Origin of the sequence: Chelativorans xinjiangensis, assembly GCF_009812055.1 — a bacterium.
In the GTDB taxonomy this organism is placed as follows: Bacteria; Pseudomonadota; Alphaproteobacteria; order Rhizobiales; family Rhizobiaceae; genus Chelativorans; species Chelativorans xinjiangense.
This window is the reverse complement of the sequence record NZ_WQNH01000015.1, coordinates 1-25,665: the sequence shown is the minus strand read 5'-3', so window position 1 is coordinate 25,665 and position 25,665 is coordinate 1. Positions and strand designations below refer to the sequence as shown.

General features: G+C 64.7%; 24 protein-coding genes. 12 read left to right on the top strand and 12 right to left on the bottom strand.

What is annotated here, in order from left to right; all coding sequences use genetic code 11:
• Nucleotides 1-608: 608 nt before the first annotated feature.
• From GM910_RS12150 to GM910_RS12105, 10 genes are all read right to left on the bottom strand, one after another.
• Complete coding sequence (locus GM910_RS12150; protein ID WP_159587818.1) at nt 609-1,808, bottom strand: mandelate racemase/muconate lactonizing enzyme family protein; 1,200 nt, start codon at nt 1,806-1,808, stop codon at nt 609-611.
• On the bottom strand, nt 1,805-2,791 hold the full coding sequence (locus GM910_RS12145; RefSeq protein ID WP_159587817.1) for a glycoside hydrolase family 88 protein: 987 nt from the start codon (nt 2,789-2,791) through the stop codon (nt 1,805-1,807). The genes GM910_RS12150 and GM910_RS12145 overlap by 4 nt, the downstream gene beginning before the upstream one ends.
• Entirely contained in the window at nt 2,788-3,540 is a 753-nt protein-coding gene (locus GM910_RS12140; RefSeq protein WP_159587816.1) for an SDR family NAD(P)-dependent oxidoreductase, read from the bottom strand. Before GM910_RS12140 ends, GM910_RS12145 begins: the two co-directional genes overlap by 4 nt.
• Complete coding sequence (locus tag GM910_RS12135) at nt 3,537-5,219, bottom strand: SMP-30/gluconolactonase/LRE family protein (protein ID WP_159587815.1); 1,683 nt, start codon at nt 5,217-5,219, stop codon at nt 3,537-3,539. The genes GM910_RS12140 and GM910_RS12135 overlap by 4 nt, the downstream gene beginning before the upstream one ends.
• Nucleotides 5,216-6,346: an ABC transporter ATP-binding protein gene (locus tag GM910_RS12130; protein ID WP_159587814.1), complete on the bottom strand. Its 1,131-nt coding sequence runs from the start codon at nt 6,344-6,346 to the stop codon at nt 5,216-5,218. The genes GM910_RS12135 and GM910_RS12130 overlap by 4 nt, the downstream gene beginning before the upstream one ends.
• Nucleotides 6,347-6,356: 10 nt before the next feature.
• Entirely contained in the window at nt 6,357-7,187 is an 831-nt protein-coding gene (locus tag GM910_RS12125) for an ABC transporter permease subunit (RefSeq protein WP_201285487.1), read from the bottom strand.
• Between the two features lie 136 nt (nt 7,188-7,323).
• On the bottom strand, nt 7,324-8,247 hold the full coding sequence (locus GM910_RS12120; protein WP_201285485.1) for a carbohydrate ABC transporter permease: 924 nt from the start codon (nt 8,245-8,247) through the stop codon (nt 7,324-7,326).
• 143 nt (nt 8,248-8,390) lie between these two features.
• Nucleotides 8,391-9,656, bottom strand: a complete 1,266-nt coding sequence (locus tag GM910_RS12115; protein ID WP_159587812.1) for an ABC transporter substrate-binding protein — start codon at nt 9,654-9,656, stop codon at nt 8,391-8,393.
• 14 nt (nt 9,657-9,670) lie between these two features.
• Nucleotides 9,671-10,840, bottom strand: a complete 1,170-nt coding sequence (locus tag GM910_RS12110) for a mandelate racemase/muconate lactonizing enzyme family protein (protein ID WP_159587811.1) — start codon at nt 10,838-10,840, stop codon at nt 9,671-9,673.
• Nucleotides 10,833-11,729 (bottom strand): dihydrodipicolinate synthase family protein, encoded by an 897-nt coding sequence (locus GM910_RS12105; RefSeq protein WP_159587810.1) that lies wholly within the window; start codon nt 11,727-11,729, stop codon nt 10,833-10,835. The genes GM910_RS12110 and GM910_RS12105 overlap by 8 nt, the downstream gene beginning before the upstream one ends.
• 305 nt (nt 11,730-12,034) lie before the next feature.
• Here GM910_RS12105 and GM910_RS12100 point away from each other — a divergent pair, with 305 nt between their 5' ends.
• The 7 genes from GM910_RS12100 (at nt 12,035) to GM910_RS12070 (ending at nt 19,791) form a co-directional block, all read left to right on the top strand.
• Nucleotides 12,035-13,294, top strand: a complete 1,260-nt coding sequence (locus tag GM910_RS12100; protein WP_159587809.1) for an Hsp70 family protein — start codon at nt 12,035-12,037, stop codon at nt 13,292-13,294.
• A gap of 780 nt (nt 13,295-14,074) precedes the next feature.
• Complete coding sequence (locus tag GM910_RS12095; RefSeq protein ID WP_159587808.1) at nt 14,075-15,112, top strand: LacI family DNA-binding transcriptional regulator; 1,038 nt, start codon at nt 14,075-14,077, stop codon at nt 15,110-15,112.
• A 49-nt stretch (nt 15,113-15,161) separates the two neighbouring features.
• Complete coding sequence (locus tag GM910_RS12090; protein ID WP_159587872.1) at nt 15,162-16,094, top strand: substrate-binding domain-containing protein; 933 nt, start codon at nt 15,162-15,164, stop codon at nt 16,092-16,094.
• Nucleotides 16,094-16,912 (top strand): ATP-binding cassette domain-containing protein, encoded by an 819-nt coding sequence (locus GM910_RS12085; protein WP_159587807.1) that lies wholly within the window; start codon nt 16,094-16,096, stop codon nt 16,910-16,912. Before GM910_RS12090 ends, GM910_RS12085 begins: the two co-directional genes overlap by 1 nt.
• A complete protein-coding gene (locus GM910_RS12080; RefSeq protein ID WP_159587806.1) occupies nt 16,909-17,919 on the top strand; it encodes an ABC transporter permease in 1,011 nt (336 codons plus the stop codon). The genes GM910_RS12085 and GM910_RS12080 overlap by 4 nt, the downstream gene beginning before the upstream one ends.
• Nucleotides 17,916-18,980 carry a phosphotriesterase family protein gene (locus GM910_RS12075; protein ID WP_159587805.1) on the top strand — a complete coding sequence of 355 codons (1,065 nt, stop codon included), beginning with the start codon at nt 17,916-17,918 and terminating at the stop codon, nt 18,978-18,980. The genes GM910_RS12080 and GM910_RS12075 overlap by 4 nt, the downstream gene beginning before the upstream one ends.
• A gap of 34 nt (nt 18,981-19,014) precedes the next feature.
• Entirely contained in the window at nt 19,015-19,791 is a 777-nt protein-coding gene (locus GM910_RS12070; RefSeq protein ID WP_159587804.1) for a glutamine amidotransferase, read from the top strand.
• A gap of 20 nt (nt 19,792-19,811) precedes the next feature.
• On the opposite strand, the gene GM910_RS12065 is transcribed toward GM910_RS12070, so the two are convergent.
• Entirely contained in the window at nt 19,812-20,711 is a 900-nt protein-coding gene (locus GM910_RS12065) for a ribokinase (RefSeq protein ID WP_159587803.1), read from the bottom strand.
• Nucleotides 20,712-20,736: 25 nt separating this feature from the next.
• Here GM910_RS12065 and GM910_RS12060 point away from each other — a divergent pair, with 25 nt between their 5' ends.
• The 3 genes from GM910_RS12060 to GM910_RS12050 all read left to right on the top strand — a co-directional run bounded on the left by GM910_RS12060 (nt 20,737) and on the right by GM910_RS12050 (nt 22,628).
• Nucleotides 20,737-21,579, top strand: coding sequence for a BtpA/SgcQ family protein (locus GM910_RS12060; protein WP_159587802.1), 843 nt, complete (start codon nt 20,737-20,739; stop codon nt 21,577-21,579).
• 3 nt (nt 21,580-21,582) lie between these two features.
• Nucleotides 21,583-22,239: a TenA family protein gene (locus tag GM910_RS12055; protein WP_201285484.1), complete on the top strand. Its 657-nt coding sequence runs from the start codon at nt 21,583-21,585 to the stop codon at nt 22,237-22,239.
• Nucleotides 22,240-22,304: 65 nt separating this feature from the next.
• On the top strand, nt 22,305-22,628 hold the full coding sequence (locus GM910_RS12050; protein WP_159587801.1) for a hypothetical protein: 324 nt from the start codon (nt 22,305-22,307) through the stop codon (nt 22,626-22,628).
• 38 nt (nt 22,629-22,666) lie between these two features.
• Here the strand turns inward: GM910_RS12050 and GM910_RS12045 are convergent, their stop codons facing one another.
• The gene (locus GM910_RS12045) at nt 22,667-22,945 is read right to left on the bottom strand and encodes a MurR/RpiR family transcriptional regulator (RefSeq protein WP_159587800.1); all 279 of its coding nucleotides are present in this window, start codon (nt 22,943-22,945) and stop codon (nt 22,667-22,669) included.
• 69 nt (nt 22,946-23,014) lie between these two features.
• Between GM910_RS12045 and GM910_RS12040 the strand changes: the two genes are divergently transcribed.
• Both GM910_RS12040 and GM910_RS12035 read left to right on the top strand, forming a co-directional pair.
• A protein-coding gene (locus GM910_RS12040) for an IS3 family transposase (RefSeq protein ID WP_159587799.1) occupies nt 23,015-24,150 on the top strand; the annotation gives its coding sequence in 2 pieces (ribosomal slippage) (nt 23,015-23,267 and nt 23,267-24,150; 1,137 coding nt in all).
• Nucleotides 24,151-24,472: 322 nt separating this feature from the next.
• Nucleotides 24,473-25,249: a hypothetical protein gene (locus GM910_RS12035; RefSeq protein WP_159587798.1), complete on the top strand. Its 777-nt coding sequence runs from the start codon at nt 24,473-24,475 to the stop codon at nt 25,247-25,249.
• The last annotated feature ends 416 nt before the right edge of the window (nt 25,250-25,665 follow it).

The window sequence follows — 25,665 nt, the reverse complement described above, 5'->3', positions numbered from 1 at the left end:
GCTATTGCCTGCCGTTGCAGGATCGAGCCGGAATATAAGGCGGGGCGGAAGCCGGGTGAGAGTGACAAGTGTGGCGGGATTTCGATGGGCTCGCGAATCGCGGCCGCTGCCCGGACACTTGCTATCCTGCCGCGGCTCGACGTCCAATTTCATCTGTAACCGGGTTTCGGCTCACTGAAATCATCTCGTAGCGCTGCTCTTCGACGATTGCCGTTCAGCCGGACAATCGCATGGTTGCGCCCGGCTGGTGGCGAGGAGTTCATCTTCCCGTCAGAACAAAGGCTTGGAGGTTATTATGCGTAATGTTGCTGTCCTCACTTCCATTCTAGCCATGCTCGGTGCCGGCAATGCAGCTGCCTTTGATGCCGCGCAAGGCTTCGGCCCAAGCGACGCGAACGATCAGCCTGTCCCGCGATTTCAGATCGCCCGCTAGAGTAATTCCAGGAAAAGTGGAAACCGGTTTTCCGTCCGGAATTGCAACAAAACAACGAGTTGGACCAGTTCATCAATTCCATGAAACGATGAACTGGTCCAGGGAGGCACTCCCGTCCGGCCGGTATCCGGGCCCCGAAATGAAAAGCAGCCCCGCACTGCCGGGGCTGAAGACGCTATTCCGCCTCGGCCAGCAGCGCCTCGGCATCGATGTCGAGCCCGAGCCCGGGGCCGTCGGGGGCGCGTAGCCGGTCGCCGGAAAGCTCCATCGGCCTGCGCAGAACGGCATCGCCGAGCGGATTGCGGCCGATCCAGTATTCGCAGGTCATGGTGTTGGGCATGGCGGCACCCAGATGAGCGGAAGCGGCGAAGGAGATCGCCGAGCCGATGCTGACATGCGGCGCGAAGGCGACCCCGAAGGCATCCGCCAGCTCGGCGATGCGCCGGCACTCGGTGATGCCGCCGGCGCGGCAGACGTCCGGCTGCACGAGCCGAAGCCCGCCGCGGCGCAGGAAGTCGAGCGTCTCGTGGCGCGTCATCAGGGAGTCGAGCGCCAGCGGAATGTCGAGCGCGCGGGCGATCTCCGCGTAGCCCGTCTTGTCCTCGGGCGGGATCGGCATCTCGAAGAAGCCGAAGTCGAGCCGTTCGAGCACCCGGCCGAGGCGGATCGCCTGCGCGGTATCATAGGAGCCGGCGGCGTCGGCATAGAAGATGAAGTCCGGTCCCAATGCCTCGCGCAGCACCTCGGCCGAGCGGACGTCGCCGGGTATGTCGCGGCCGAGCGCGAGCTTGATCGCCGTATGGCCGGCGGCCTTCAGCTCGAGGCCCTGGCGCGCGAGGTCCTCGAAGGTTTCGTCGGGTGCCGCACCGGGCAGGGCCGGCAATCCCGAGGCGTAGACCCGGACCGGGTTGCGGAACGCTCCGCCGAGTGCCAGATGCAGCGGCTTGTCCGAGGCCTTGCCGACAATGTCCCACAGCGCGATATCGACGCCGCTGATCGCTTCGAGATAGAAGCCGGCCTGATGCCCGCGCACGCGCATGCCGGCATACATCCGCTCCCACAGCACCGTGGTCTCGCGCGGGTCGGTGCCGACGAGAAGCGGTGCGAGCAGCAGGTCGACGATCGCCTTGGTCGCCTGCGCGGCCACAGGCGCCTTCGCCTCGCCCCAGCCGACGATGCCCTCGTTCGTGGTGATGCGGACGATGACCGTCTCGATCCGGTCGGAATAGATGAAGGTGCGGCGCTGCTTGGGCGGATATTCGGCCGAGATGTGTGTTGTGTCGGTGGCGGCACCCCAGGCCCGCGCACCCCAATAGACCTTCTCGTCGATCGGTTTCGCCCGCACCGCGAAGGCTTCGACCCGTGTGATCCTCATTCCTCGCACTCCATCAGAAGAAGCGGCCCCTGGCCCCATGGGAAGATGCCGAAGGGCCGCGTCGCATAGGTCGCAAGCTGGCCGACCGGGGTCGCTTCGCTGACGCGGCCGAGCCGTCCCTCACCGTCGATATGGGCGCGCACGCCAGCCTTGGCCCGTGCGATGACCGGCTCGAGCGCGGCCTCGTCGAGGAGGCGGGCGAGGGCGGCCTTGCGCAGGGCGTATGCCGCCATGGCGGCAAGCGTCGTCTCCTCATATGTCTCCTCGCGGCCGATCACCGTCGTCCAAAGGCCGATCGGCCTTTGCGCCGCTTGAAGTGCGGCGACGAGCGCCTTCAGTCGGTCGAGTAGTTCGCCCCGCCCCGGCGTTTCGGCGGGCACGGCGGAGAGCGTCCCAACCATGCCGAGCAGGGCCCAGCCGTTGCCGCGCGCCCACAGATGGCCGTTCGGGCCGGCATGGGTGTCGTAGCCGTGGAAGAAGAGGCCGTTCTCCGCCTGCAGGAGGCGTGCATGGGCGAGCGTCAGCGCGACGGCTTGCTCGTATCGGGCATCCTCTCCCGTCGCCTTGCCGAATTCCGAGAAGAGCGGACCGATGAGATCCATGGAATCGACCCAGATCTGGTGCCGCCAGCCGGGCTGGTCGGCGCGCACCAAGAGCGCGCCCTCCGGATTGCGGGGGAAGGATTCATGCAGAGCGACAAGCCTTCGCGCCGCCTCCAGAAAGCGCGCGTCCCCCGTCGACCGGTAGAGCGCGAGTAAGGCGCGCCCCGGCGCCGTGTGATCGGCGTTGCCGATGCCGCGGGCGACGGTCGCCAGGCATAGGGCCACGGCATATTGCCGATAGTCCTCCCTTCGCAGGAGGTCAGCTCCGGCGAGCAGCCCCTCGAGCGCGATCGCCTCGCCGAAACCCCACAGGCGGAACGGCCAGCGCATGGTCTGCCGGGCGATTGCCTCGATGCGCACGGCGTCCGGGAGCGCACTCATACGACGCCCCCGTCGACGATGATGGTCTGGCCGGTGACCGTTCGCGCGCCGTCCGAGGCGAGCCACAGGACGGCCGCCGCTATATCCGCCGGCTCGATCAGCACCGGCAGGCATTGCAGCGCCTTGGTCTCGGCCTCCCACTCCGGCGTAAGCAGATTGTCGCGCACGCGTTCCGTCATCACTCGGCCCGGCGCCACCGCGTTCACGCGGACGAGGTCGGGGCCAAGCTCCCGTGCAAGCCCTCGCGTCAGGCCGACGATGCCGGCCTTGGCCGCGTGGTAGCTCGCAAGGTTTGGCGCGAGCTTCATGAAGGCCGTGGAGGAGATGTTGACGATGGCCCCGCCGCCATTGGTACGCATCGCCGGCGCGGCTAGCCTGGCGAGCAGGAAATGGTGGTCGAGGTTTACCGCCAGTGCCGCCCGCCATTCTTCGGCCCCGATCTCCTCGAAGGGGCGGCGATCGTCGCGCCCGGCGTTGTTGACGAGGACTTTCGGGAAGCCGAGTTGCGCGCCGGCGCGCCGATACGCTTCGTCGAGGGCGTCCGGATCGGTGATGTCACAGACAAGAGGCAAGGCGCGGCCCCTGCCGTGACCGGCAAGCGTCTCCTCGAGACCCATGGCGTTGCGGTCGAGGGCGGTGACCGAGGCGCCCTCTGCGAGGAAGGCACGGACGATTGCGCGGCCGATCCCGGCGGCCGCCCCTGTGACGAAGACGACGGCGCCCTCGAACTCCGGGTAGCGCCCGCTCATCGGGAAAACTCCGTCGCCGGCTGGCCCGGGGTGTCGACGGCAAGCGAGAAGATGCCGCCGGAAAGCGGCGCCTCCTCGAGTGCCTTGCCGGAAAGCCGCACGCGGGCGCTGGTGATGTAAAGGGTCTTCAGGTCCGGCCCACCGAAGCAGCAACTCGACGGGCGCGGCACGGGAAGGTCGACCTCGCGGTCGAGCCGACCGTCCGGGGCGTAGCGCGCCACCCGCCATCCGTCCCACAGCGCGATCCAGACATAACCCTCCGAATCGACGGAGAGCCCGTCGGGGCGGCCCGCGTCCGGCGCGAAGCGCAGGAACGGTCGGCGGTTGGAAATCTCGCCGCTCTCGATATCGAAATCATAGGCGAAGACGGTGCCGAGCGCGCTGTCGGTGAAGTAGAAGGTGCGGTCGTCCGGGCTCCAGTCGAGGCCGTTGGAGACCTGGAAGCCGCCGTCCATCGCCTTCGCCGAACGGGCATCGTTGAAGCGGTAGAGTGAGCCGGTCGGCATTGAGGCGTCGAGGCTCATCGAGCCGGACCAGAGCCGGCCACGCCGGTCGCATTTGGCGTCGTTGAAGCGGTTGCCGGGCAGGTGGGCCTCCGGATCGAGGAGCGGCGTGAGCATCCCTGCGGAAAAGTCGAGCGCCTCCAGCCCCTGCTGCGTCATGGCCACGTGCCCACCGCCTTCCGCGGGCAGCACCGCGGAGACCAGGCGCGGTGCCTGGCGCCCGGTGTTGCGGCCGGTCGCCGGATCGTAGGCGTGGACCGAAGGCGCCAGCACGTCGACCCAGTCGAGCGTGGCGGTGCGGCGGTTCCAGACCGGCCCTTCCCCTACGATGGCGCCGGCCGCCAGCACGCAGACGAGTCCTTCCTCGATATGGGCACTGCGCCTCGGGTTCGGCGTGATCGAGACCGCCGCGCCGATGTTGCCGGTGATGCGACGGGCGGCTTCCATCAGGTCCCGGCCGATGGTGTGCTGCTTTTCCGGCGGGACGCGGTCTTCGAGCGCGGTGACCACCAGTGCCCCCTTGGCGCCGCCGCCCCCGCCGAGCACCGGCGCGGCGATGATGACGACGCCCCGGATCGAGCGCGACTGGGCGATCGTATAGCCGCGCACCCGGCTCATCGCCATGGCCGAGAGCGCGTGCGCCTTCTCCTCGTCGGACAGCGCGGCGAGGTGGACGTTCGCCTCGTGTGGAGGCAGGCCGGCGAGGATCGCCTGGCCGGAAGCGGCCGAGGCGGCGAGCGCCCGCCGCCCGATCTCGATGCCGACGGCAAGCGGATGCGGCCCGCGGCGCGTGTCGATATAGATGACGCTGTCGCCGTCGAGCGCCACCAGCGAAGCGGTCTCGCCGATCTCGGTTGCAAGCCGCACGAGTTCCTGCTCTGCCGCCGAGCGCAGGTCGAAGCCGGAGAGCGAACGCCGCGCCAGCTCGATGAAGCGGGGCCCGAGGCTGTAGGTGCTGAGCCGTGGGTCGTGGTGCAGATAGCGGAACTCGACGAGGGCGGCGAGCAGGCGGTAGAGCGTCGCCTTCGGCACGCCCGTCGCCTTCATGAGCTCGGCGGACGTCTTGGGCGAATCCGCCTCGGCGAAGAGTTCGATGATCTGCAGGCCCTTCACCAGCGTGCCGGCGCCCGGAAAAAGGCCGGCAATGTTGTCGTTGTTGAGTTCGGCGGGTCTCATGGGACGACCTGATGGGTTTCCGGGTGGAAGACGTGGATTTTCTCGGGCGGCAGCGCGATGCGGATGACGTCGCCCGCGCGGTAGCGCCGGTCGTCGATCACGCGCGCCAGAAGGCCGCTGCGCCGGGCGGAGTCGTTCTCCTCGCCGGACATGACCGCATGCTCGGCGCCGGGCATGTCGAAATGCAGGATCTTCTCGGTGCCAAGGCTTTCGACCAGGGCGAGCGTCAGCGGCAGTCCCTCTTCGCTCCCGTTGACGGTCATATGCTCTGGGCGCACGCCGAAGACGGCCTCGCCGTTCCCGATCGCGGCGAGGTCGTTGGCCGCCGGTGCAAGGCGGACGCGGGCGCCCGCCAGACGGGTGAAGCCCGCCTCGCCCTCGAACTCGATCGGGCCGCGGAAGAAGTTCATCCCCGGCGAGCCGATGAAGCCGGCAACGAAGATGTTGGCGGGGGTGTGGAACAGGTCGTCGGGCGCGCCGATCTGCTGGATCACGCCGTCGCGCATCACCACGATCTTGTCAGCCATGGTCAGCGCCTCAGTCTGGTCGTGGGTGACGTAGATGGTGGTCACCCCGAGCCGCTGTTGTAGGCGCACGATCTCCGAGCGGGTCTGCACCCGAAGCTTGGCGTCGAGATTGGAAAGGGGCTCGTCCATCAGGAAGGCCTTGGGCTCGCGCACGATGGCGCGCCCGAGCGCCACGCGCTGGCGCTGACCGCCGGAAAGCGCCCGTGGCCGGCGGTCGAGATAGTCGGTGAGTTCGAGCAGGCGCGCCGCCTCCTCCACCTTGCGGTCGATTTCGGCGCGCGGGATGCTGCGCATCTTCAGGCCGAAGCCCATGTTGGAGCGTACGCTCATATGCGGATAGAGCGCATAGTTCTGGAACACCATGGCGATGTCGCGCTTTCCAGGTCCAAGATCGGTGACGTCCGTACCGTCGATCAGGATGCGGCCGCTGTTCGCGGGCTCCAGACCTGCAAGCAGCTTGAGCGCGGTCGACTTGCCGCAGCCCGAGGGGCCGACGAGCACGCAGAAGGCGCCGTCCTCGATTTCAAGGCTGAAATCGGAAAGCGCCTTCATGGTCCCGTCGTAGGACTTGGTGATGCCGTGGAATTCGATGCTGGCCATGGGACCGCTCTCACTTCTGCGCGCCGGCAGTGAGCCCGCCGACGAGGAACCGTTCGAGGAAGAGATAGACGACGATGATGGGCGCTGCGGCCATCAGCGAGCCCGCCATGATCACGTTCCAGTCGGTGATGAACTCGCCCTTGAGCGTGGCGATGCCAAGGTTGAGCGTCCACTTCGATTGCGAGGTGGTGAGAAACGTGCGGGCATAGAGGAAGTCCGACCAGGATAGCACGAAGGCGTAGAGCGCGGTGGCGGCAAGGCCGGGAGCGGCGACGGGCAGCACGATTCGCCAGATGGTGCCGAGCGGGGAGCAGCCGTCGACGAGGGCAGCCTGCTCGAGCTCGTCGGGGATGGTGTCGAAATAGCCCTTCAGCATCCAGGTCGCGAAGGGCACGATCAGCGTCGACTGTGCCAGCACCACGGACCAGAGGGAGCCGACGAGCCCAACCGAACGGAAGATCACGAAGAAGGGGATCACCATCAGGGTCGCCGGCAGCATCTTGGCCGTCAGGATGAAGAGCCCGAGCGACTGGCCGCCACGCAGCTTGTGGCGCGAGAGAGCGTAGGCCGCCAGCACCGAGACCGAGAGCGAGAGGATCATGGTGCTGAGCGCGACAAGGCTCGTATTCCACATCCAGCGGCCGAAGGGCTGGGTGGCGAGGAGGTCGTGGAAGACGTCCCATTGCGGCTCCTCCGGCCACAGCCGCGGCGGGAATTCGCGCAGCCGCGTGCGCGGCGAGAGCGCCGTTACCAGCATCCAGTAGAGCGGGAAGAGGAGTACCGCCGACGTGGCGGCGACCCCGGTATAGATGGCAAGCTTGCGGGCGAAGGCGCGGCGCAGGCGCCCGGCGGTCCGCTGACGCTCTGGAACGAGCGGGTAGGGCATGGTGGCGGCACCATCTGCGGCCGTCCCGCGCGCGGGGGAGGGGCTGGGCGTCTCGATCGTGCGATCCGGACGGGTCATGGCTCGATCGCTCCTAGTGAACGCTTTGCGCAAAGCGGCCGACGAGCGCCCGGCTGATCAGGGCGCAGATGATCATGGTCACGACGCCGACGGCGGCACCCTGGCCCATCCGGAAAAAGCCGAAGGACTGCTCCCAGGTGAGGATCGACAAGGTCGAGGTGGCGCCGATCGGGCCGCCGCGGGTGAGCACGAAGATGATCGCGAAGTCGCGGAAAACCCAGAGCGTCGTCATCACCATGGTCACGCCGATGACCGGGGCGAGCCCCGGCAGGGTGATGTAGAGGAAGCGCTGCCAGGTGGAGGCGCCGTCGACCTGTGCGGCCTGGTGATGCTCTTCCGGGATCGACTGGAGCCCGGCGAGCAGCATGATGGAGACGAAGGGGTACCCCTTCCAGATCATCACCGCCGAGACGGCGAAGAAGGCGGCCGTGGCGTTGGAGGCGAACTCGACGGGTGCGGAGAGGAGGCCGCTCACCTGAAGCGCCCAATTGATGATGCCGAAAGAGCTGTCCAGCATCCACGCCCAGATGACGACCGCCACCACCTCCGGCACGGCCCACGGAAGGGCGACCAGCAGGCGCGCCACCGAGCGTCCCTTGAAGCGCTGATTGACGAGAAGCGCGGTACCGAGGCCGATGGCGAGCGAGACGCCGCCGACCACGGCGACCAGCTTGATCGTCACGAACACCGCGTTCCAGAATTCCGCTGAGGTGGCGAGCCATCGGTAGTTGGCGAGCGTCCAGGGCTCGGACGCCCCGCCGACGCGGGCGATGCGCACATCCTGCAGGCTGATGTCGACCGACAAAAGGATCGGATAGACGATGATCAGCGCCATGAGGATCACCGCCGGCGCCATAAGCAGGTAGCCGAACTTCGTACGGTGTCGGGGGCTGCTGAAATCGATCACGGATGCCGTACTCCCTTTAGGCCAATTCATCGTTTCCTGGAATCGATGAATTGGTCTAACTCTTTGTTTTGTCGCAATTCCGGACGGAAAACCGGTTTCCACTTTTCCTGGAATTGCTCCAGACTCGCGGCCGGCCACCTGAAGAAGCGGGCCGGCCGCTTGCCTTCACCGCCTTACTGGAGGATGGCTTCCACCGCGGTCTGGATCGCCTGGCCGGTCTCGGCCGGGTCGCGGTCTTCGATGAGCATACCCTGCACTTCGCGATGGACGACCTTGGCAACCTCGTTGAACTCAATCTCGAGCCCCTTGGGCAGCCGATCGACCCCGGCCGCCGCGGCCGCGTCGTTGGCCTGTGCGAACAACTCGAAATAGGGGATCGTCTCGATCTCCTTCGTGTAGTCGAGGCCGGGCCGCGGGGCGGGTGACGACCCGAGCTGGGCGAAGCGCTGCTGCATCTCCGCCGAGGCCACGGTCGCGATGAACTCCCACACCAGCTCCTTCTTTTCCGGCGCGAGCTCGGCGGGCATGCCGATCACGTTCGACGTGCCGCCGACCGGCGGGCTGAAGGGGGAGGGGGCGAGCTTGAGATTCTCGGCGATCTCCGGCTCCGCCCCCTTCAGGATGTTGTAGATCCAGGGCCCATCGAGGCGCATGGCCAGGCGCCCTTCGACCATGAGCTGCCTCAAATCGCCGCTCGGCGTGTCGCGCGGCGTCAGCTTCTCATCGACGAGCGTCTTCCAGCGCGTCAGCGCCTCGACCACGGCCGGCGAATCGAAGGCGGGCTCGCCGTCGACCGTCCATGCGCCGCCGGCGTCGAGCACGAAATGCAGCATGTCGTGCATCATGTTGGTGCCGCCGGTGGTGTCGAGGCCTAGGCCGTAGACATCGGTCACGCCGTCGCCATCCGTGTCGCGCGTGGCCTTGCGTGCGGCGTCGAGGAAGCTCTCCCAGTCGGAAGGCAGGTTTTCGACGCCGGCCTCATTCAGCGCCTGCTCGTTGTAGGCGAAGATATAGGCCGTATAGAGCAGCATCAGGCAGTAGGTCTGTCCTTTCCACTCGCAGGTTTCCTGTCCCGCCCAGCCGTTGAGGTCGAGGCCGGCCCTTTCGATCCAGGGGCCGAGATCCTCCAGCCAGCCCTCGTCGGCGAAGGGCTGGTACTCGAAGGCGGCGAGATGAACGATGTCGGGCGGCGAGCCGCCGGCGAACATCGTGAACATGGTGTCGGCATAGGTGCTGCGCTCGACCTTGGTCATCTCGACCTCGACGCCGGGATGTTCCGACTCGAACTTGGCGATGACCTCGTTCCACCAGTCGCCATAGCCCGGTTCGCCCTTCATCCAGCTCACGAACGTGAGCGTCTCGGCCCGCGCGGGCAGGGCCAGAGCCGCGAGGCAGACGGCAGTCGCGGCCGTATTTGCGATCCCTTTCCATTTCGACATTTTGCTTCCTCCCTTCAGTCGATCTTACTCAGAAAACGGAATGCCTCCTCGTTGGGGTTGACGCCGTGGCCGGGCGTGCCTTCGACGAAAAAGACGCCGCGGGTGCATTCGGCCGCCCCGTCGAGCAAGGCGGCGTTGCGGCCATAGACCGTGTGCTGGAACTCGTGAGCCTCGGCACCAAGAGCTGCGGCCGCGCGCAGGCTGGCGGCCATGAAGATGCCGAGCCCAATGGTCGCGTGCGGGATGACGGAAGCGCCGGCCGCGCGTGCCTCCCGCCCGATGCGCATGAACTGGGTGATGCCGGTGTGGCCCATCTCGGGCTGCACGATGCTGCACGCATTAGCCAGGCGCCGCGGCCGGTAGTCCCAGAGCGAGCGCCATTCCTCGCCGAGCGCGAGGGGCACGGAGATGACGGAGGCGACCTTCGCCTGCGCCTCGACGTCCTCCGGCTCGACCGGCGCCTCGATGAACCAGGGGCGGGCTGGCTCGAGTTCCTCGGCGAGCGCGATCGCCTCGTCGGCGCCAAAGCCCCAGTGCAGGTCGAGCGCAATGCGCTGCTCAGGGCCGAGCGCCTCGCGCAGCGCATGCATCTCGCCCGGCACATCGCGGCCGAGCGCGCCGATCGGCACCTTGACGCTGTCGAAGCCACGCGTCTGCCAAGCGACGGCGAGCGCAATGCGCTCCTTCGCGGTGGGCTTCGGCAGGCCGGAGACATAGGCGGGAATGGCATCGGACTGCGCGCCGCCCAGCAGCGCCTGCAGTGACAGGCCCTCCCGCTTCCCCTTCAGGTCCCAGAGCGCGATGTCGACGGCGGCAAGCGCGTCGGCATAGTAGCCGTTCCAATAGCCGCGGTTGCGCATCAAGCCGTAGAGCGCGTCCCAGGCCGCATCCGGAGTGCGGGGCCCGGAGGCCTTGAGCCAGGGCGCGAACAGGTCCTTGACGATCTCGGCGGTCGCGCGCGGGGCGACGAGGCCGTAAGTCTCGCCCCACCCCTCGGCGCCGTCGGTATCGCGCAGGCGCACCACGACCGAGCGGTCGACGGTCGGATAGACAGTGCCGTTGAAGCCGCGCACCACATAGAGGTCGCCGAGGCGGGTGTCGGCCTCGCCGAGTGCGCCAAGATACGGTGTCTCGCGCGGGCGCTCGAAGACGAAGACGTCCACCCTCTCGATCCGGCTAGACATGGGCGCGCTCCGTCAGGTCGGCAAGCCGCGCGTAATATTCCTGCACCAGCGCCTTCAGCGCCTGGTCCATCTCGGGCACTGGCTCGCGGACGACGTCGGACGCGATCAGGCCGCGCAACACGAGGATGAGCTTGGTCATCCGCATCCGGTACGGCGCCTGGATGAGGAGGAGGGGAAGCGTGCGCTCGTAGAGTCTAAGCGCGGCCTCGCGCTGTCCGGCCGCATAGGCTTTGATCAGCGCGACGTGAATCTCGAGCAGTTCGAGCGCCGGCATGGTGGCGACGATGCCGCGCTCCAGCTCCTCGAAGAGATAGCGCCCGCCGCCGCCGCCGATGACGCCGTCGAGATCGGCCCCGCAGCCGGCGACGAGCGCGGATACTTTCGGGCCGGAGGGCACTCCCTCCTCCTTGACGTAGCGGATGGCGGGGACTTCCCGTGCGAGCCTGAGCATCGCCTCGGCGGAAAGATCGGCGCCGCGCGGTCGGAACACATTTTGCAGGATGATGGGCAGTCCCCCGGTCGCCGCGGCGATGCGGGCGAACCAATGGGCGAAGTCTCTTTCCATCGCCGGAATGGCCATCGCCATGATCGCATCGGCGCCATGCGAAGCCGCCTGCTCGGCAAGCGCGACCATTCCCCCGGGCTCGTCGCTGTTGATGCCGGCGATCAGCGGCACGTGCCCTGCGGCTGCGGCGCTCGCTGCGGCCAGGCACGCAGCGCGTTCCTCGGCCCTCAGATGCAGGTCCTCGCTGGCGACGCCGGGAAAGACGACGGCGCCGGCGCCGGCCCGCACCGCATGGTCGACGAGCAACGCCACGCCGTCGGTATCGACTTCGCCCGCCGCGTCGAAGGGCGTGGGAATGATGGGCAGAACGCCCCTAAGCTTCATGTCGCCTCCCTAACATAGTCCCAATATATGAGACTATGTTTTCATATATTGGGAACCGTAGGTGCGATGGCGCGCGATGTCAATCCCGGCACGCGGGGTGGAATCGGATGCTTCGGCCGGTTCTGCCGCGCCACAACCAACTCGGCCCCGGCGCAGGTATTGGCCTCAATTGGCGATCGCCGGGCGAGAGGCAGCCTGTGAGGGTTTCCATTCGACCTGCGATGGGCTAGAGGAGTGCCCCTTCCGATCATTCCCCATTCGCGGTGCGCGATAGCGCCCGGTCACGCCCTTGCGAGCCGTTTTCCATGAGCCGTTTTCATTGCGGTGTCGATTTCGGCACCACCAATTCCACCGTCGGTCTCTGCGCAGGAGGCAGCGACCCGTTCCTGATCCCCGTCGAGGGCGATCATATCACCATCCCGTCCGCGCTCTTCTTCAGCCTCGAGGACGGCAGCGTGCATTTCGGCCGATCGGCCGTTCATGAGTACATGGACGGTGCGGAGGGGCGTTTCATGCGGGCGTTGAAGTCGATCCTCGGCACCAGCCTGATGAAGGAAACCACACAGGTCGGCCGCAACCGCATGACGTTCCAGGGGCTGATCGGTCGCTTCCTCCGCCATCTGAAGGAGCGTCTCGAACAGCACCCCCGCGGCATGCCGGATCATGTCGTGCTGGGCCGCCCCGTTTTCTTCGTCGACGGCGACGAGACCGCCGACCGCGCCGCGCAGGATCAGCTCGAGGCTGCCGCGCGCGCGGAGGGCTTCCGTCACATCGAATTCCAGTTCGAGCCGGTCGCGGCGGCGCTTCACGTCGAGCGCGCGCTCAACGAAGAAGCGCTCTCGCTGGTGGTCGACATCGGCGGCGGCACATCCGACTTTTCGGTCCTGCGGCTCTCGCCCGAGCGCTCGCGCGCGGCGGATCGGCGCGGCGATATCCTGAGCACATCCGGCGTCCATGTCGGCGGGACCGACTTCGACCGCTGCCTCAGCATCGCGAAGGCCATGCCGCACATGGGGCTCGGCACGAAGACCCGCGACGGCAAGCGCCATCTGCCGGTCTGGTATTTCAACGACATGGCAACCTGGCACAGGATCAACCAGCTCTATACGGCAAGGACCTTGCGGGACATCCAGTCGTTGGCGCGCGAGGCGGCCGAGCCGGAAAAGCTGGCACGCTTCGAGCATCTGCTGGCCCACCGTTCCGGCCACAGGCTGGCGGCCCAGGTGGAGAAGGCCAAGATCGAGCTGACGGATGCGCCCGACACCGTCATCCATCTCGATGAGCCGGGCCTGTCGCTGGCGCTGCCGGTCGGCCGTGGCGCGTTCGAGGCGGCGAGCGCCGAGTTGGTGGCGAAGATCGGCGTTGCGATCGATGATGCGCTTCTCGGTGCGGGGGTGGCCGCGGGGGCTATCGAAACCGTGATCCTGACCGGTGGCGGCGCGCAGGTTCCGCTGGTGCAGACGGCCGCGACCTCGCGCTTCCCCGATGCCCGCATCACCCGGTCCGACCAGTTCGGCTCGGTCGGGCTGGGGCTTGCGGTCGACGCTGCCCGGCGCTTCGCGTAGCTCTTATTGTACATGAGCCTTGCACCAAAACCGGCGTAACGAAACCGTACAGCAGAAACAGAACCGCGCCGCCAACGGCGGTCACCCTCCTGATGCGTACTTTGTCGATCGCGCGGCCATTACCACTTTTCGAAGCGAATGTTCGGGTATGGCGTCCGATCGCGCGCGCCTTTGCATAGAAGGTCAGCAGATGGCGCTACCGGTAGCGGTCTGCATTGAACCCGAAAGCCGAACATAATGGCTTATTGATTGTTGTAAGGGCAGGGAGGTGGGGTATTGGGTTTTGGTATAATTTTGCAATGAAATCAATTAGATGATGGGATATATGGTAGCGGAGGAGCGCTACCGCCAATACAGTGTCGCACGGAATTCTTTTGCTGAGGCTGTTCTTTCCGCCGATTGACGTCGACAGGATCAAATCCTGCTCCCGAAACCAACCAGAACCAAAATCCTCAAAAACAGCTCCGGATCACCGTCTTGTGCAATGATATCAATCATTTGTGTCGAAAGAGGTTCAAGTCGCGAGTCCTCAACCCCGCAACCACTACACGAAGATACGCCCCACCGGCTGCTGGACATCTCCGCGCGACCCGTAAGTGGATAACAGAACGCGTTTTTCGCTGCTTCCCCTAGGCTTGAAATAGAGGGCAGCGTTCATGGCACATGACCCGGAGCTTGCCGCACGCCCAGGTCAGCGCGCATTTGCCTATTGACTCGCACGCATGGTCCAGTCAGGCTTGTAAAGCGATTTACTAAACCGCTTTACAAGATGATATGCTTATGGTGCAGCCGAGCAAACCCAGCCTGAAGGATGTGGCGCAGCGAGCGGAGGTTTCCGTCGCTACCGTGTCCCGAATGCTGAATGGTTCGCTCGAATTGCCGGAACAAACCCGGCAGCGGATCGAGGCCGCCATCCGCGCTCTGAACTATCAGCCAAACCCCCATGCAAGGCGACTCAGCCGCGGGCGTTCCGACACGATCGGCCTTGTTGTCCCGGACATCGCCAACCCCTTCTTCGCGATGCTTGTCGCCGCGGTCGAGGAGGCTGCGGACGAGCAGAAGCTTGCTCTCTCGCTCTACGCCACGCTCAACCGCCAGGGCCGGGAAGTGGCATATCTCGAATTGATCGAGCGCAACCATGTGGATGGCCTGATCTTCATCACCAACCACCCTGACGACGGGAGTCTGGGAGACCTGATCAATCGCACGGGCAATGTGGTTGTCGTGGATGAAGACGTGCCAAATGCGCATGCGCCGAAGCTCTTCTGCGATAACGAGCAGGGTGGCCGCCTTGCAGGGGAACTGCTTGCCGAAAACGGTCACAGGAATGTGTTGTTTGTTGGCGGACCCGACCAAATGATCAGCGCGCGCAGGCGCTACAAGGGACTCGCGGATTCGCTCAGCAATCATTTCAGGACCGAGATCCGGCCGCAGCGCTACGAGGGGGACTACACCGAGGCGTTCGGCCGTGAGGCGGCGCAGCGCTACATTGCGGAAGGCGCGGTTCCCACCGCCATATTCGCGAGTTCGGACGAAATAGCGATCGGTCTGATTGAGGTTCTGCGCGCCCAGGGCATATCCATTCCCGGAGACGTGTCGATCATCGGCTTCGACGATGTCGGGCCGCTCCACCTGTTTGCGCCGCCCTTGACCGCGATACGGCAGCCCGTCCGCTCCATTGGACGGCGCGCCCTGTCGCTACTCACCGAGACCGACTGGAAGACACGGGGCAATGTGCCCTCAGAAGAACTGCTTCCGGTCGAAATCGTCGTACGGGAATCCGTTGCCCCGTGCGCGAAACCCCAACCGCAGCGGTAAACCGAAAGAGGAGAACTCCATGAACACGAAATTCACCCTCAGAAGACGCATGCTTTCTCTCGGGCTGGGCGCGGCCCTGACCCTGCCGCTCGGCATGGCCATTGCGAAAGCGCAGGATGAAAAGACCTTCGCCCTTGTCCAGATCAATCAGCAGGCGCTGTTCTTCAACCAGATGAACGAGGGCGCGCAGAAGGCGGCCGACGAGGCCGGCGTGAACCTGGTCATCTTCAACGCCAACAACGACCCGGCGGCACAGAACAGCGCCATCGAGACCTACATCCAGCAGGGCGTTGACGGTCTGGCCGTGGTGGCAATCGACGTGAACGGCATCATGCCGGCGGTGAACCAGGCGGCCGAAGCCGGTATTCCCGTCGTCGCGATCGACGCGATCCTCCCGGATGACGGTCCGCAGAAGGCACAGATTGGCGTCGACAACGGCGCGGCGGGTGCCGACATGGCTACCTATTTCCTCGACTACGCAAAGGCCAATATGGACGGCAAGGCCAAATACGGCGTTGTCGGTGCGCTCAATTCCTACATCCAGAACGTTCGCCAGAAAGGCTTCGAGGACGTCGTCGATGCTGCCGACGGTATCGAGAAGGCTGGCGTCGTCGATGGCCAGAACATCCAGGACAATGCGCTCTCGGCCGCCGAGAACCTGATCACCGCCAATCCCGACATGAACGTGATCTATGCAACAGGCGAGCCGGCGCTGATGGGCGCAATCGCCGCCGTCGAAAGCCAGGGCAAGCAGGAAGACGTGAAGATCTTCGGCTGGGATCTGACCGCCCAGGCGATTGCCGGCATCGACGCAGGCTATGTCACCGCGGTGATCCAACAGGATCCGGCCGCGATGGGTGCCGCAGCAGTCGAAGCGCTCAACACGCTGGCCGGCGGCGGCGAGGTGGACAAGACCATCTCCGTGCCGGTGACCATTGTGACCAAGGAGAATGTCGACCCCTACAGGGCGATCTTCCAGTGATGTCGGACAGACAGCAGGAAAACGCTGTCGCTGTCGGTTCCGGACGGGTCAACCCCGCCCGGAACGGCAGGGCCGACGGCGGGCGGGTCCCGCGTATCGCGCTCAGGGACATACGCAAGAACTTCGGATCGCTCCAGGCATTGCGCGGCGTCGATCTGGACATCTATCCGGGAGAATGCCTGGGGCTGGTCGGCGACAACGCGGCCGGCAAATCGACGCTCACGAAAATCATCTCGGGAACCTATATTCCCGACGACGGAACGATGCATCTCGATGGCGAGCCGGTGCGCTTCAGCGGTCCGGCGGATGCGCGGCGGCGCAACATCGAAATGGTGTTCCAGGATCTGAGCCTGTGCGATCACATCGATGTGGCCGGCAATCTGTTTCTCGGCCGGGAGGTGACCAGGGGGCCGTTTCTCGACCGCAAGACGATGCTGTCGGAAGCGCGTAAGATGCTCGATGCGCTGGAAATCCGCATTCCTCGCCTGTCCAGCAAGGTTGCGCAGCTCTCCGGCGGCCAGAGGCAGGCCATCGCCATTGCCCGCGCGGCTTCCTTCGATCCCAAGGTGCTGATCATGGACGAGCCGACCTCGGCGCTCGCCGTGGCGGAGGTTGAAGCGGTTTTGTCGCTCATCAACCGCGTCAAGGCGACGGGGGTCTCTGTCATTCTGATCACGCACCGCTTGCAGGATCTGTTTCGCGTCTGCGACCGCATTGCCGTCATGTATGAGGGCACGATGGTGGCGGAGCGCTCGATCGCCGAAACCGATCTCGAGGATCTCGTCAAACTCATCGTCGGCGAAAAGGACGAAAGATGACCGCCTATACCGAACGAAGCCAGGGCTCCCCATGGGCCGACTTCCTGTCGGAACAGGCCCAGGTGCTCTCGATCGCTTTCTTCTTCCTGGTCTGCGTCGTGTTTTTCGCGATGACGACCGACACCTTCATGACGCTCGGCAATCTGCTAAACGTCATCCGGCAGGCAGCACCCATCCTCATTGTCGCCGTGGCCATGACATTCGTCATCATCACCGGCGGCATCGACCTTTCGGTCGGTTCGCAAGTGGCGCTGGTGAATGCCGTTGCCGCCATCGCGCTTGCCGCGGGGCTGCCCTGGCCGGTGGTCGTTGTGGCGATGCTGTGTTTCGGCGCGCTGATCGGCCTCGGCCAGGGCTGGTTCGTGGCCTATCAGGGCATACCGGCCTTCATCGTCACGCTTGCCGGACTTTCCATGCTGCGCGGCATCGCCCTCTACCTGACGCAGGGCTATTCGATTCCCATCAAGGGCGTGCCGGGCTTCTTCGCCCTGGGGCGTGGCGAACTCTTCGGCATCCCCGTGCCGGCTCTTATCGCGATCGCCGTTGCCATACTGGGCTATGTGGTGATCACCTCCACCCGCTATGGGCGCCAGGTGGTCGCGGTGGGCTCCAACATGGAGGCGGCGCGCCGCGTCGGCATGCCGGCCCGCTGGGCAATCGCTTCGGTCTATGTGGTGGCCGGCGTCGCATCCGCCTTGGCCGGTCTCCTGATCGCCGCGCGCCTTGGTTCCGGCTCGTCCAATGCGGCCGTCGGCTTCGAGCTTCAGGTGATCGCTGCCGTGGTGCTTGGCGGAACCTCGCTGATGGGCGGGCGGGGCACCATCGTCGGGACCATTCTCGGCACGCTCACCATTGCGGTGATCGGCAACGGGCTGATCCTGATGCACATCTCGCCGTTCTTCACGCAGATCGTCACCGGCGCGATTATTCTGATCGCCATCTGGCTGAACACGCGCATCTTCACGGCCAATTTCCGCTTCGGATTCGCGAGGGGAAATAGGCCATGACCGACGAGCGTTCTGAAGCCCATGTGGGGTCCGGAAAGGTGATGACCGTGGCCGGCGCCATCTCGGTTGAAAAGCTCGGCGTCACGCTGATGCACGAGCACATCCTGAACGACTGCCGGTGCTGGTGGAACGAGCCGGAGGAACCGGAGCGGCGCTATCTGGCCGACCAGCCGGTCAGCATCGAGATACTCTCGGAGCTGCGCCAGGACCCGTTCGTCAACAAGCACAACATCGCGCTGGACGACGAGGCGCTGGCGATCGAGGAACTGCATCGGTTCGCGAAGGCGGGCGGACACACCGTCGTCGACCCCACCTGCCGCGGCATCGGGCGCGATCCGCTTGCCTTGCAGCGGATATCGGCGGCGACCGGCCTCCAGATCGTGATGGGGGCGGGTTATTACCTGCAATCCTCGCATCCGCCGGCGGTTGCCGGCATGTCGGCGGACGATATCGCAGACCAGATCGTCGGCGAGGCGCTGGAGGGCGTCGACGGAACCGGCGCGCGCATCGGTCTGATCGGCGAGATCGGCGTTTCGTCCGATTTCACCGGCGACGAGGAGAAGTCCCTGCGCGGTGCCGCGCGGGCTCAAGTGCGCACCGGCCTGCCGCTGATGGTGCATCTGCCAGGCTGGTTCCGGCTTGGCCACAAGGTGCTCGATATCGCCGCGGAGGAGGGCGCGGATCTGCGCCACACGGTGCTTTGCCACATGAACCCCTCGCACGACGACTTCGCCTATCAGAGCGAATTGGCGGCGCGCGGCGCCTTCATCGAGTACGACATGATCGGCATGGATTTCTTCTATGCGGATCAGCAGGTGCAGTGCCCGAGCGATGAGGAGGTGGCGCGCGCCATCGTCCGGCTGATCGAGGCGGGACATCTCGACCGCATCCTGCTGTCGCATGACGTGTTCCTGAAAATGATGCTGACCCGCTACGGCGGCAATGGCTACGCCTTCGTGCTGCGCCATTTCCTGCCGCGGCTCATACGCCATGGCGTCGACGGGGCGGCATTGGAAACACTGATGCGCGGCAATCCGATGCGTGTCTTTCACGCCGGCTGAGGCTGGCCCATTTCTGGGAAAAAGAGAAAATGCGATGACGAAAAAAGTGCTTCTCGTGGGCGAAAGCTGGTTCAGCTCGGCGACCCATTTCAAGGGCTTCGACCAGTTCGGAAGCGTGACCTTTCACCTGGGCGCCGAACCGCTGGTGAAGGCGCTGGAAGGCAGCGAATATGAGCTTACCTACATGCCGGCGCACGAGGCGGTAGAGAAATTCCCATTCGAGATGAGTGGCCTCGACGCCTACGACGCCATCATCCTGTCGGACATCGGCGCCAATTCGCTCCTCCTGCCGCCGGCCGTCTGGCTTCACTCACGCACGGTTCCGAACCGTCTGAAGCTCATCCGCAGCTGGGTCGAAAAGGGCGGCAGCCTGTTGATGATGGGCGGCTACTTCTCGTTCCAGGGCATCGACGGCAAGGCACGCTGGCGGCGCACGCCGGTCGAGGATGTGCTGCCGGTGACCTGTCTTCCCTATGACGACCGCTTGGAAATCCCCGAAGGAACGGTTCCCGACATCGTGCTTTCCAATCACGCTACCATTGCGGGCCTGGAGGGCGAGTGGCCGGTGCTGCTCGGCGTCAACGAAGTGGAACTGCGTGACCGCGACGATGTCGAGCTTGTCGCGCGGCTGCCGGAGGACCAGGGCGGGCATCCGCTGCTCGTCACCGGCCGCTACGGCAAGGGGCGCTCTGCGGTCTGGACCTCCGACATCGGCCCGCACTGGCTATCGCCCGCCTTCTGCGAATGGAAAGGCTACGGCATTCTCTGGAAGAATATCCTGGGCTGGCTCACGGAAACGGCCGGGCGCTAATGAGCGCCGGTCGACCGGCCTCAGCCGGCGGCGAGGATGGCTCGCAACTCGCCGGCGGAGGGAAACGCCGAATGCGTGCCGCGGCGGCCGACGGTGATTGCCGCGGCCTTGCCGGCGTCGCTGATCGCGCGCCGGTCGAGCGTCGTTGCGCGCAGGACGGCCGAAGCAAGCGCCACGGCCATGAACGTGTCACCGGCCCCGGTCGTATCCACCACGTCGCATTCCATGCCCGGCACATGCAGAGCGCTTTCCGCATCCACCAGAAGCGCGCCATTCGCGCCAAGCGTTACCACGACGCTGCGCACGCCTTGGGCGATCAGCCGCCTGGCGGCCTCGGCATCATCGATGCCGGTCAGTGTCCGTGCTTCGCCCTGGTTGAGGAAGGCGATGTCGATGAGCGGCCACAGCCCGCCGAAATAGGACCTGAGCGGCGACGGATTGAAGGCCGCCGTCATGCCCTTTTCGCGCGCTGCCCAGAGCGTGGCCGTCGTGGTCTCTTCGTTGAGATTGCCCTGCAGGATCGCAAGATCCCCGGTGGCGGCCTCGTTCAGCCCGGCGTGCACCTCGGCGGGACTCAAATGGCTGGCGCAGTCGGTGGTGGTGACGATAGCGTTCTCCCCGTCCGGCGTGGTGAGGATCGTCGAGAGGTCGCTGGCATGGCTGTCGAGCTGGATCAGATGGCAGGCAACGGGCTCGTAGCTGAGCTGCTCGCGGATCGTGGCGGCGCGGAAATCATCTCCGATGGCCGCCACGAGCGTTGTCGGCACGCCGCAGCGCGCCATGACGATCGCCTGGTTGCAGCCTTTGCCGCCCAGGCCCCGCCCCGTCTGCGCGCCGAGGATCGAAGCGCCAGGCTGCGGCCAGTCGTCGATGGCGATGGTTTCGTCGACGGTGACATTGCCAATCACAAACGCCTGCATAACCTGCTTTCAAAAGGGTGACACAATGACTCAGATAGCGAATACGTCCTCAAACGCCATAAGAGACATATTCGGGACTGGCAAGGTTCTGATCGGGATGATCCATTGCCCTGCCTTTCCCGGTGCGCCCCGCTATGCCGGCGGCGGCACCGACGCGATCTATGATGCCTGCATGCGAGATGCGGAGGCGCTGGTCGAAGGCGGCATGCATGGCCTGGTGATCGAGAACCATGGCGATATCCCGTTCTCGAAACCGGAGGATATCGGGCATGAAACAGCGGCCTTCATGTCCGTCGTGACAGATCGAATCAATCGCGCTTTCAGCGTGCCGCTCGGTGTGAATGTCCTGGCCAATGCCCCGATCCCGGCCTTTGCAATCGCCATGGCGGGCAGCGCCAAGTTCATCCGGGTAAACCAGTGGGCCAATGCCTATGTCGCCAATGAAGGGTTCATGGAAGGCCGCGCGGCAGAGGCGATGCGCTATCGCTCGCTCCTGCGGGCCGAGCACGTCAAGGTGTTCGCTGACAGCCACGTCAAGCATGGCAGCCACGCCATCGTTGCCGACCGCTCGATCACGGAACTGACACGCGATCTCGCCTTTTTCGATGCGGATGCCGTCATCGCTACTGGTCAGCGGACCGGGAACACGGCCACCATCGAGGAAATCGAGGAGATCGGTTCGGCCACGGATTTGCCGGTGCTGGTCGGTTCGGGCGTGACCAGGGACAACATTGCCGAGATCCTCGAGCGCACGAGCGGCGTCATCGTTGCCTCTTCTCTCAAGGAGGGTGGCGTCTGGTGGAACCCGGTGGATGTCAAGCGGGTGCGCGCTTTCCGCGCGGCGGCCGAGCCCGCGCTGGAGGCCTGACGCGTGGCTGCCGAAACGCTCAGCGAACAGATGCTCCGCGAGAACGCTGCTGTGTTCGAGGCGATGGTCAACCACCGCTTCGTGCGGGATATCGAGCAAGATCGCCTCGATGCGCGGGTCTTCGAGCGCTACCTCGTTTACGAGGGCGCATTCGTGGAGACGGCCATCTCGATTTTCGCTTATGCGGCGGCGAAGGCGGAGACCATGTCGCAGAAGCGTTGGCTGATCGGTGTTCTGGATGCGCTGGCAAACCAGCAAATCGCTTATTTCGAGCGGACCTTCGCCGCGCGCGATATCGATCCTTCAACCTATGCCCTTGACCCACCAGAGGTGCGTGCCTTTCGCACGGGCATGCTCGATATTGCCCGGCTGGGCGATTTTCTCGACATCCTCGCTGCGATGTTCGCAGCCGAGTGGATGTACTGGACATGGTCGAAACGCGCCGCCGCGACAGCGATATCGGATTCGCTCCTCAAGGAATGGGTCGCCATGCATGCGGACGAGGCGTTTGCTGCGCAGGCGCTTTGGCTCAAAGCGCAGCTGGACGAGGCGGGTCACGTGCTTTCCGCGTCTGAACGATCCAGGTTGAGCCTGGTCTTCGGCGAGGTGCAGCGGCTGGAGATCGCCTTTCACGATGCCCCCTATGGGAGGAATGACTGACTTCATGCAGGCTGGTCGAGCGTCTGCTGCGCTCGCACCGGATCCGCCGACTGGACGCCGCGGCGGTGCTTGAGATCCTGCGACAGAAACTCCTAGCTGCGGGTGCTGGAACCGTGGCGGCAGCCACGGCGTACACCCGCCCGGTAATCGTCTGGCTCGAGCTGGTCGATCGGCAGCTCAAGGCGGCGCATCGTCAACTGGAGGCGCTTTGCGATCGGTTGGCGGACGCCGGGGAGAGTGCGGCGGGGCAGGGGGCCGAGCAGTGCGACGTGACCATCCTGCGCCGCCGGGAACTGGAAGGATCGTCATTGCCGCACTGCTCACGGAGGCCTGGCAGCCCCTGCATCGGCGATCGAGAGGTTGCCCGATACGCTATCTGCGCCTGGTGACATGAGACGCAGCACGCCGAGCGGCGCAATGGCGTCCTTCAGAAGAGTCTCAGCCGCTTGGCGTGAGCTTTCCACTGCAGCAGCCGTTCGCGCGATTCTTCGGGATGGGCGGCAGCTGCGGAATCGACGAGCAGGCTCAGCGCCAGTGAAATGCCGACGGTCGATTCGAGGAACAGGCCGGTCCGAGACGGCGCGTAGATCACCGCATCGGCGATGCCGCGGCTCCAGTGGCAATACTCGTCCGAGACGACGATGCAGGCCCGCTCCTCTTCCTTGGCGAGTCGTGTCAGGTTGATCGCCTCGCGGGCATAGGGCACGACAGAGGTGGTGCCGATTTTTGAGACAGGGGCTTAAGGTGGATCGACCGATGAGAAGGACGATCCAGCATGAAGACACGCAGACGGTTTTCGGCCGAGTTCAAGGCCAAGGTTGCGCTTGAGGCGATCCGCGGCGAGCGGACGATTTCGGAACTGGCGACGAAGCACCAGCTTCACCCGAACCAGATCACGCAGTGGAAACGGCAGGCCATCGAGAATCTGGCCAAGGCGTTCGACGACAAGGCCTCTGATGCGCAGGTGAGCCGGGAGGCCGAGGTGATGAAGCTGCACGCCAAGATCGGCCAGCTCGTCGTAGAGCGCGATTTTTTGGCCAAGGCCTTCGATCGCTGAGCCTGGATCGGAGGAGAATGATGATCGACCCCGATCACGAGCGGCTCTCGATCCGCCGCCAGTGCGAACTGGTCTCGATCGCGCGGGCGTCGTTCTACCGGCAGCCGGCCGGCGAGACGCCCGAGAACCTCGAGCTGATGCGCGTCATCGACGAGGCTTTTATGGAAATGCCCTGGTATGGGTCGCGCCAGATGGCACGGCATCTGCGCCGCCAAGGCTGGTGCGTGGGCCGCAAGCGGGTCCGGCGGCTGATGCGCAAGATCGGTCTGTCGCCGATCTACCAGGCTCCGAAGACCAGCGAGCCGCATCCGCAGCACCGCATCTATCCCTACCTGCTGCGGCATCTGGCGATCGAGCGGCCGGATCAGGTCTGGTGCGCCGACGTGACCTACATTCCCATGCGAGGCGGCTTCCTCTACCTCGTGGCCATCATGGACTGGTTCAGCCGCAAGGTGCTGGCCTGGCGGCTGTCGAACACGATGGACGCCGACTTCTGTGTCGCCGCGCTCGAAGAGGCGATCGCCCGCCACGGCAGGCCCGACATCTTCAACACCGATCAGGGGAGCCAGTTCACGAGCTTCGCCTTCACGTCGAGGCTGAAGGACGCCGGCATCCGCATCTCCATGGACGGGCGCGGCCGCTGGATGGACAACGTCTTCATCGAACGGCTGTGGCGCAGCCTCAAATATGAGTGCGTCTTCCTCAACGCCTTCGAGACAGGCAGCGAGGCGCGCAGCGGCATCGGCTCCTGGATGGACTATTACAATCGGCGACGTCCGCACTCAGCCTTCGGCGGCAGGACACCCGACGAGGTCCATGCTACTACCGAAATGACGGAGCAATTGGCGGCATAGAAACAACCCCGATCCACCTTAGCCAGGCCACCAAACGGTCTCAACAAGCGGGTCCATCTCTCAAAATGCAACCCGAGGCAACCTGCGTTTGATGGAGCTAAGGATAAGATCCGCGCAACTGTATGATTTCCTTGAAGAATTTTGGTAGCGGAGGAGCGCTACCACCTTTCCACACACCAACCGAGCCTTCGCTATCGGCTCCGATCGTGCGCCTGAAGCCGCTCGCTTCGGTTTGAGCCACGGACGCTCTTCCATCGAATCCCGTACCGGAGGCGCTGGTCCAGGCCGCTCGATTTCGCTGTTGCACCGGGGGACGTACAATTTGCTTAGGCTGAACTCAGCGGAAGTGTCATGCCTCTACAGCTCTATTGGCTGTATGTCACATTTCATCGAATCCGAAAGCCGTGTTTCGCACAAACGAATACTGTCTTGGGCTACTTGGATATTCCTGGACAGCTGGCTCTGCGTCTCGACAAGCGAGATCTGGGTCGAATGGAGCCGCAAGGCATGGCGTGAGGACGATCCGCCGGAACGTTTCGTGACTGGTCGGATCAACCTCGGTGCGGTCATGCCGATTGATTTCATTCCGGTACGAGAGGCAACTCTTTCGCCGGTGGTTTCCACTGCAAAAGTTAAGCCCTATCGCGAGCGCCTGCTTGCACTTCTGGAAGCCGAGAGAGTTCATGAGATGATGAGCCATGCCGCCTACACAATGGAGCGGGAGGTGCCTGGCGAAACGCTGGCATTGGCAGATCGGATCCTGTTTGGAAATAAGAGACCGTTCCAGGCCGCGCGAGAGGCTTGGCGGCATCTTGAAGATGAGCTGGAACGCTGGGAGGTGGAGCTAGAGGCCGAGCGATCCGCCTTGGCCCGATCGATCCTCGAAATCGGGCCGGGAGACATCGTTACGTCGCAGAGCCGTAGCCGACTGTTGCGGCTTTCGGTAACCGGAACTTCGCTCTATGCCAGCGACGGGCATGTTACGTTTGTCATTCAGGGGATTCGCTTTCGCAAAGATGGCACACTCGGCAAATTGCAGGAGACGCTGTCGCTGTCTTTCGAGGACGAAGGCTGGCGGAAGGAGGACAGGCAGCGGTAACTTGACATGGGGTCTATAGACGGCTGGCCAGGGCTACACCGTCGACCACGGCTTGTTTGTTCTGACGACGGAAGTCATGCGTCGAGCGATTGTCGGCTGATGACCATGCGTAGCATCATGGTAAGTTTTGGCCTGCGTTCTTGCGATTCATCAGTGATGGCCCGAACGAAACGCAGATCCATTTCTGTTTCCATTACGCCGCCAGTCCTGGAATCTCGCTTTCTACCAAGCGCAAGAATCGTTGGCTGCGGGCCCCCGCAACCAACTCCAGCTAAAATGGCCTGCCCCCTGGAAAGTGGTCCTCCCTGAAGTAGGCTATTGAGCCGTAGTGAGGTGCTTCCCGACTTTGGATCGCCCCGGGCGGGAATTTCCGGGGTGTCTGGCTCAGGGTGGCGCAGCCGCCGATGAGCCTTTCA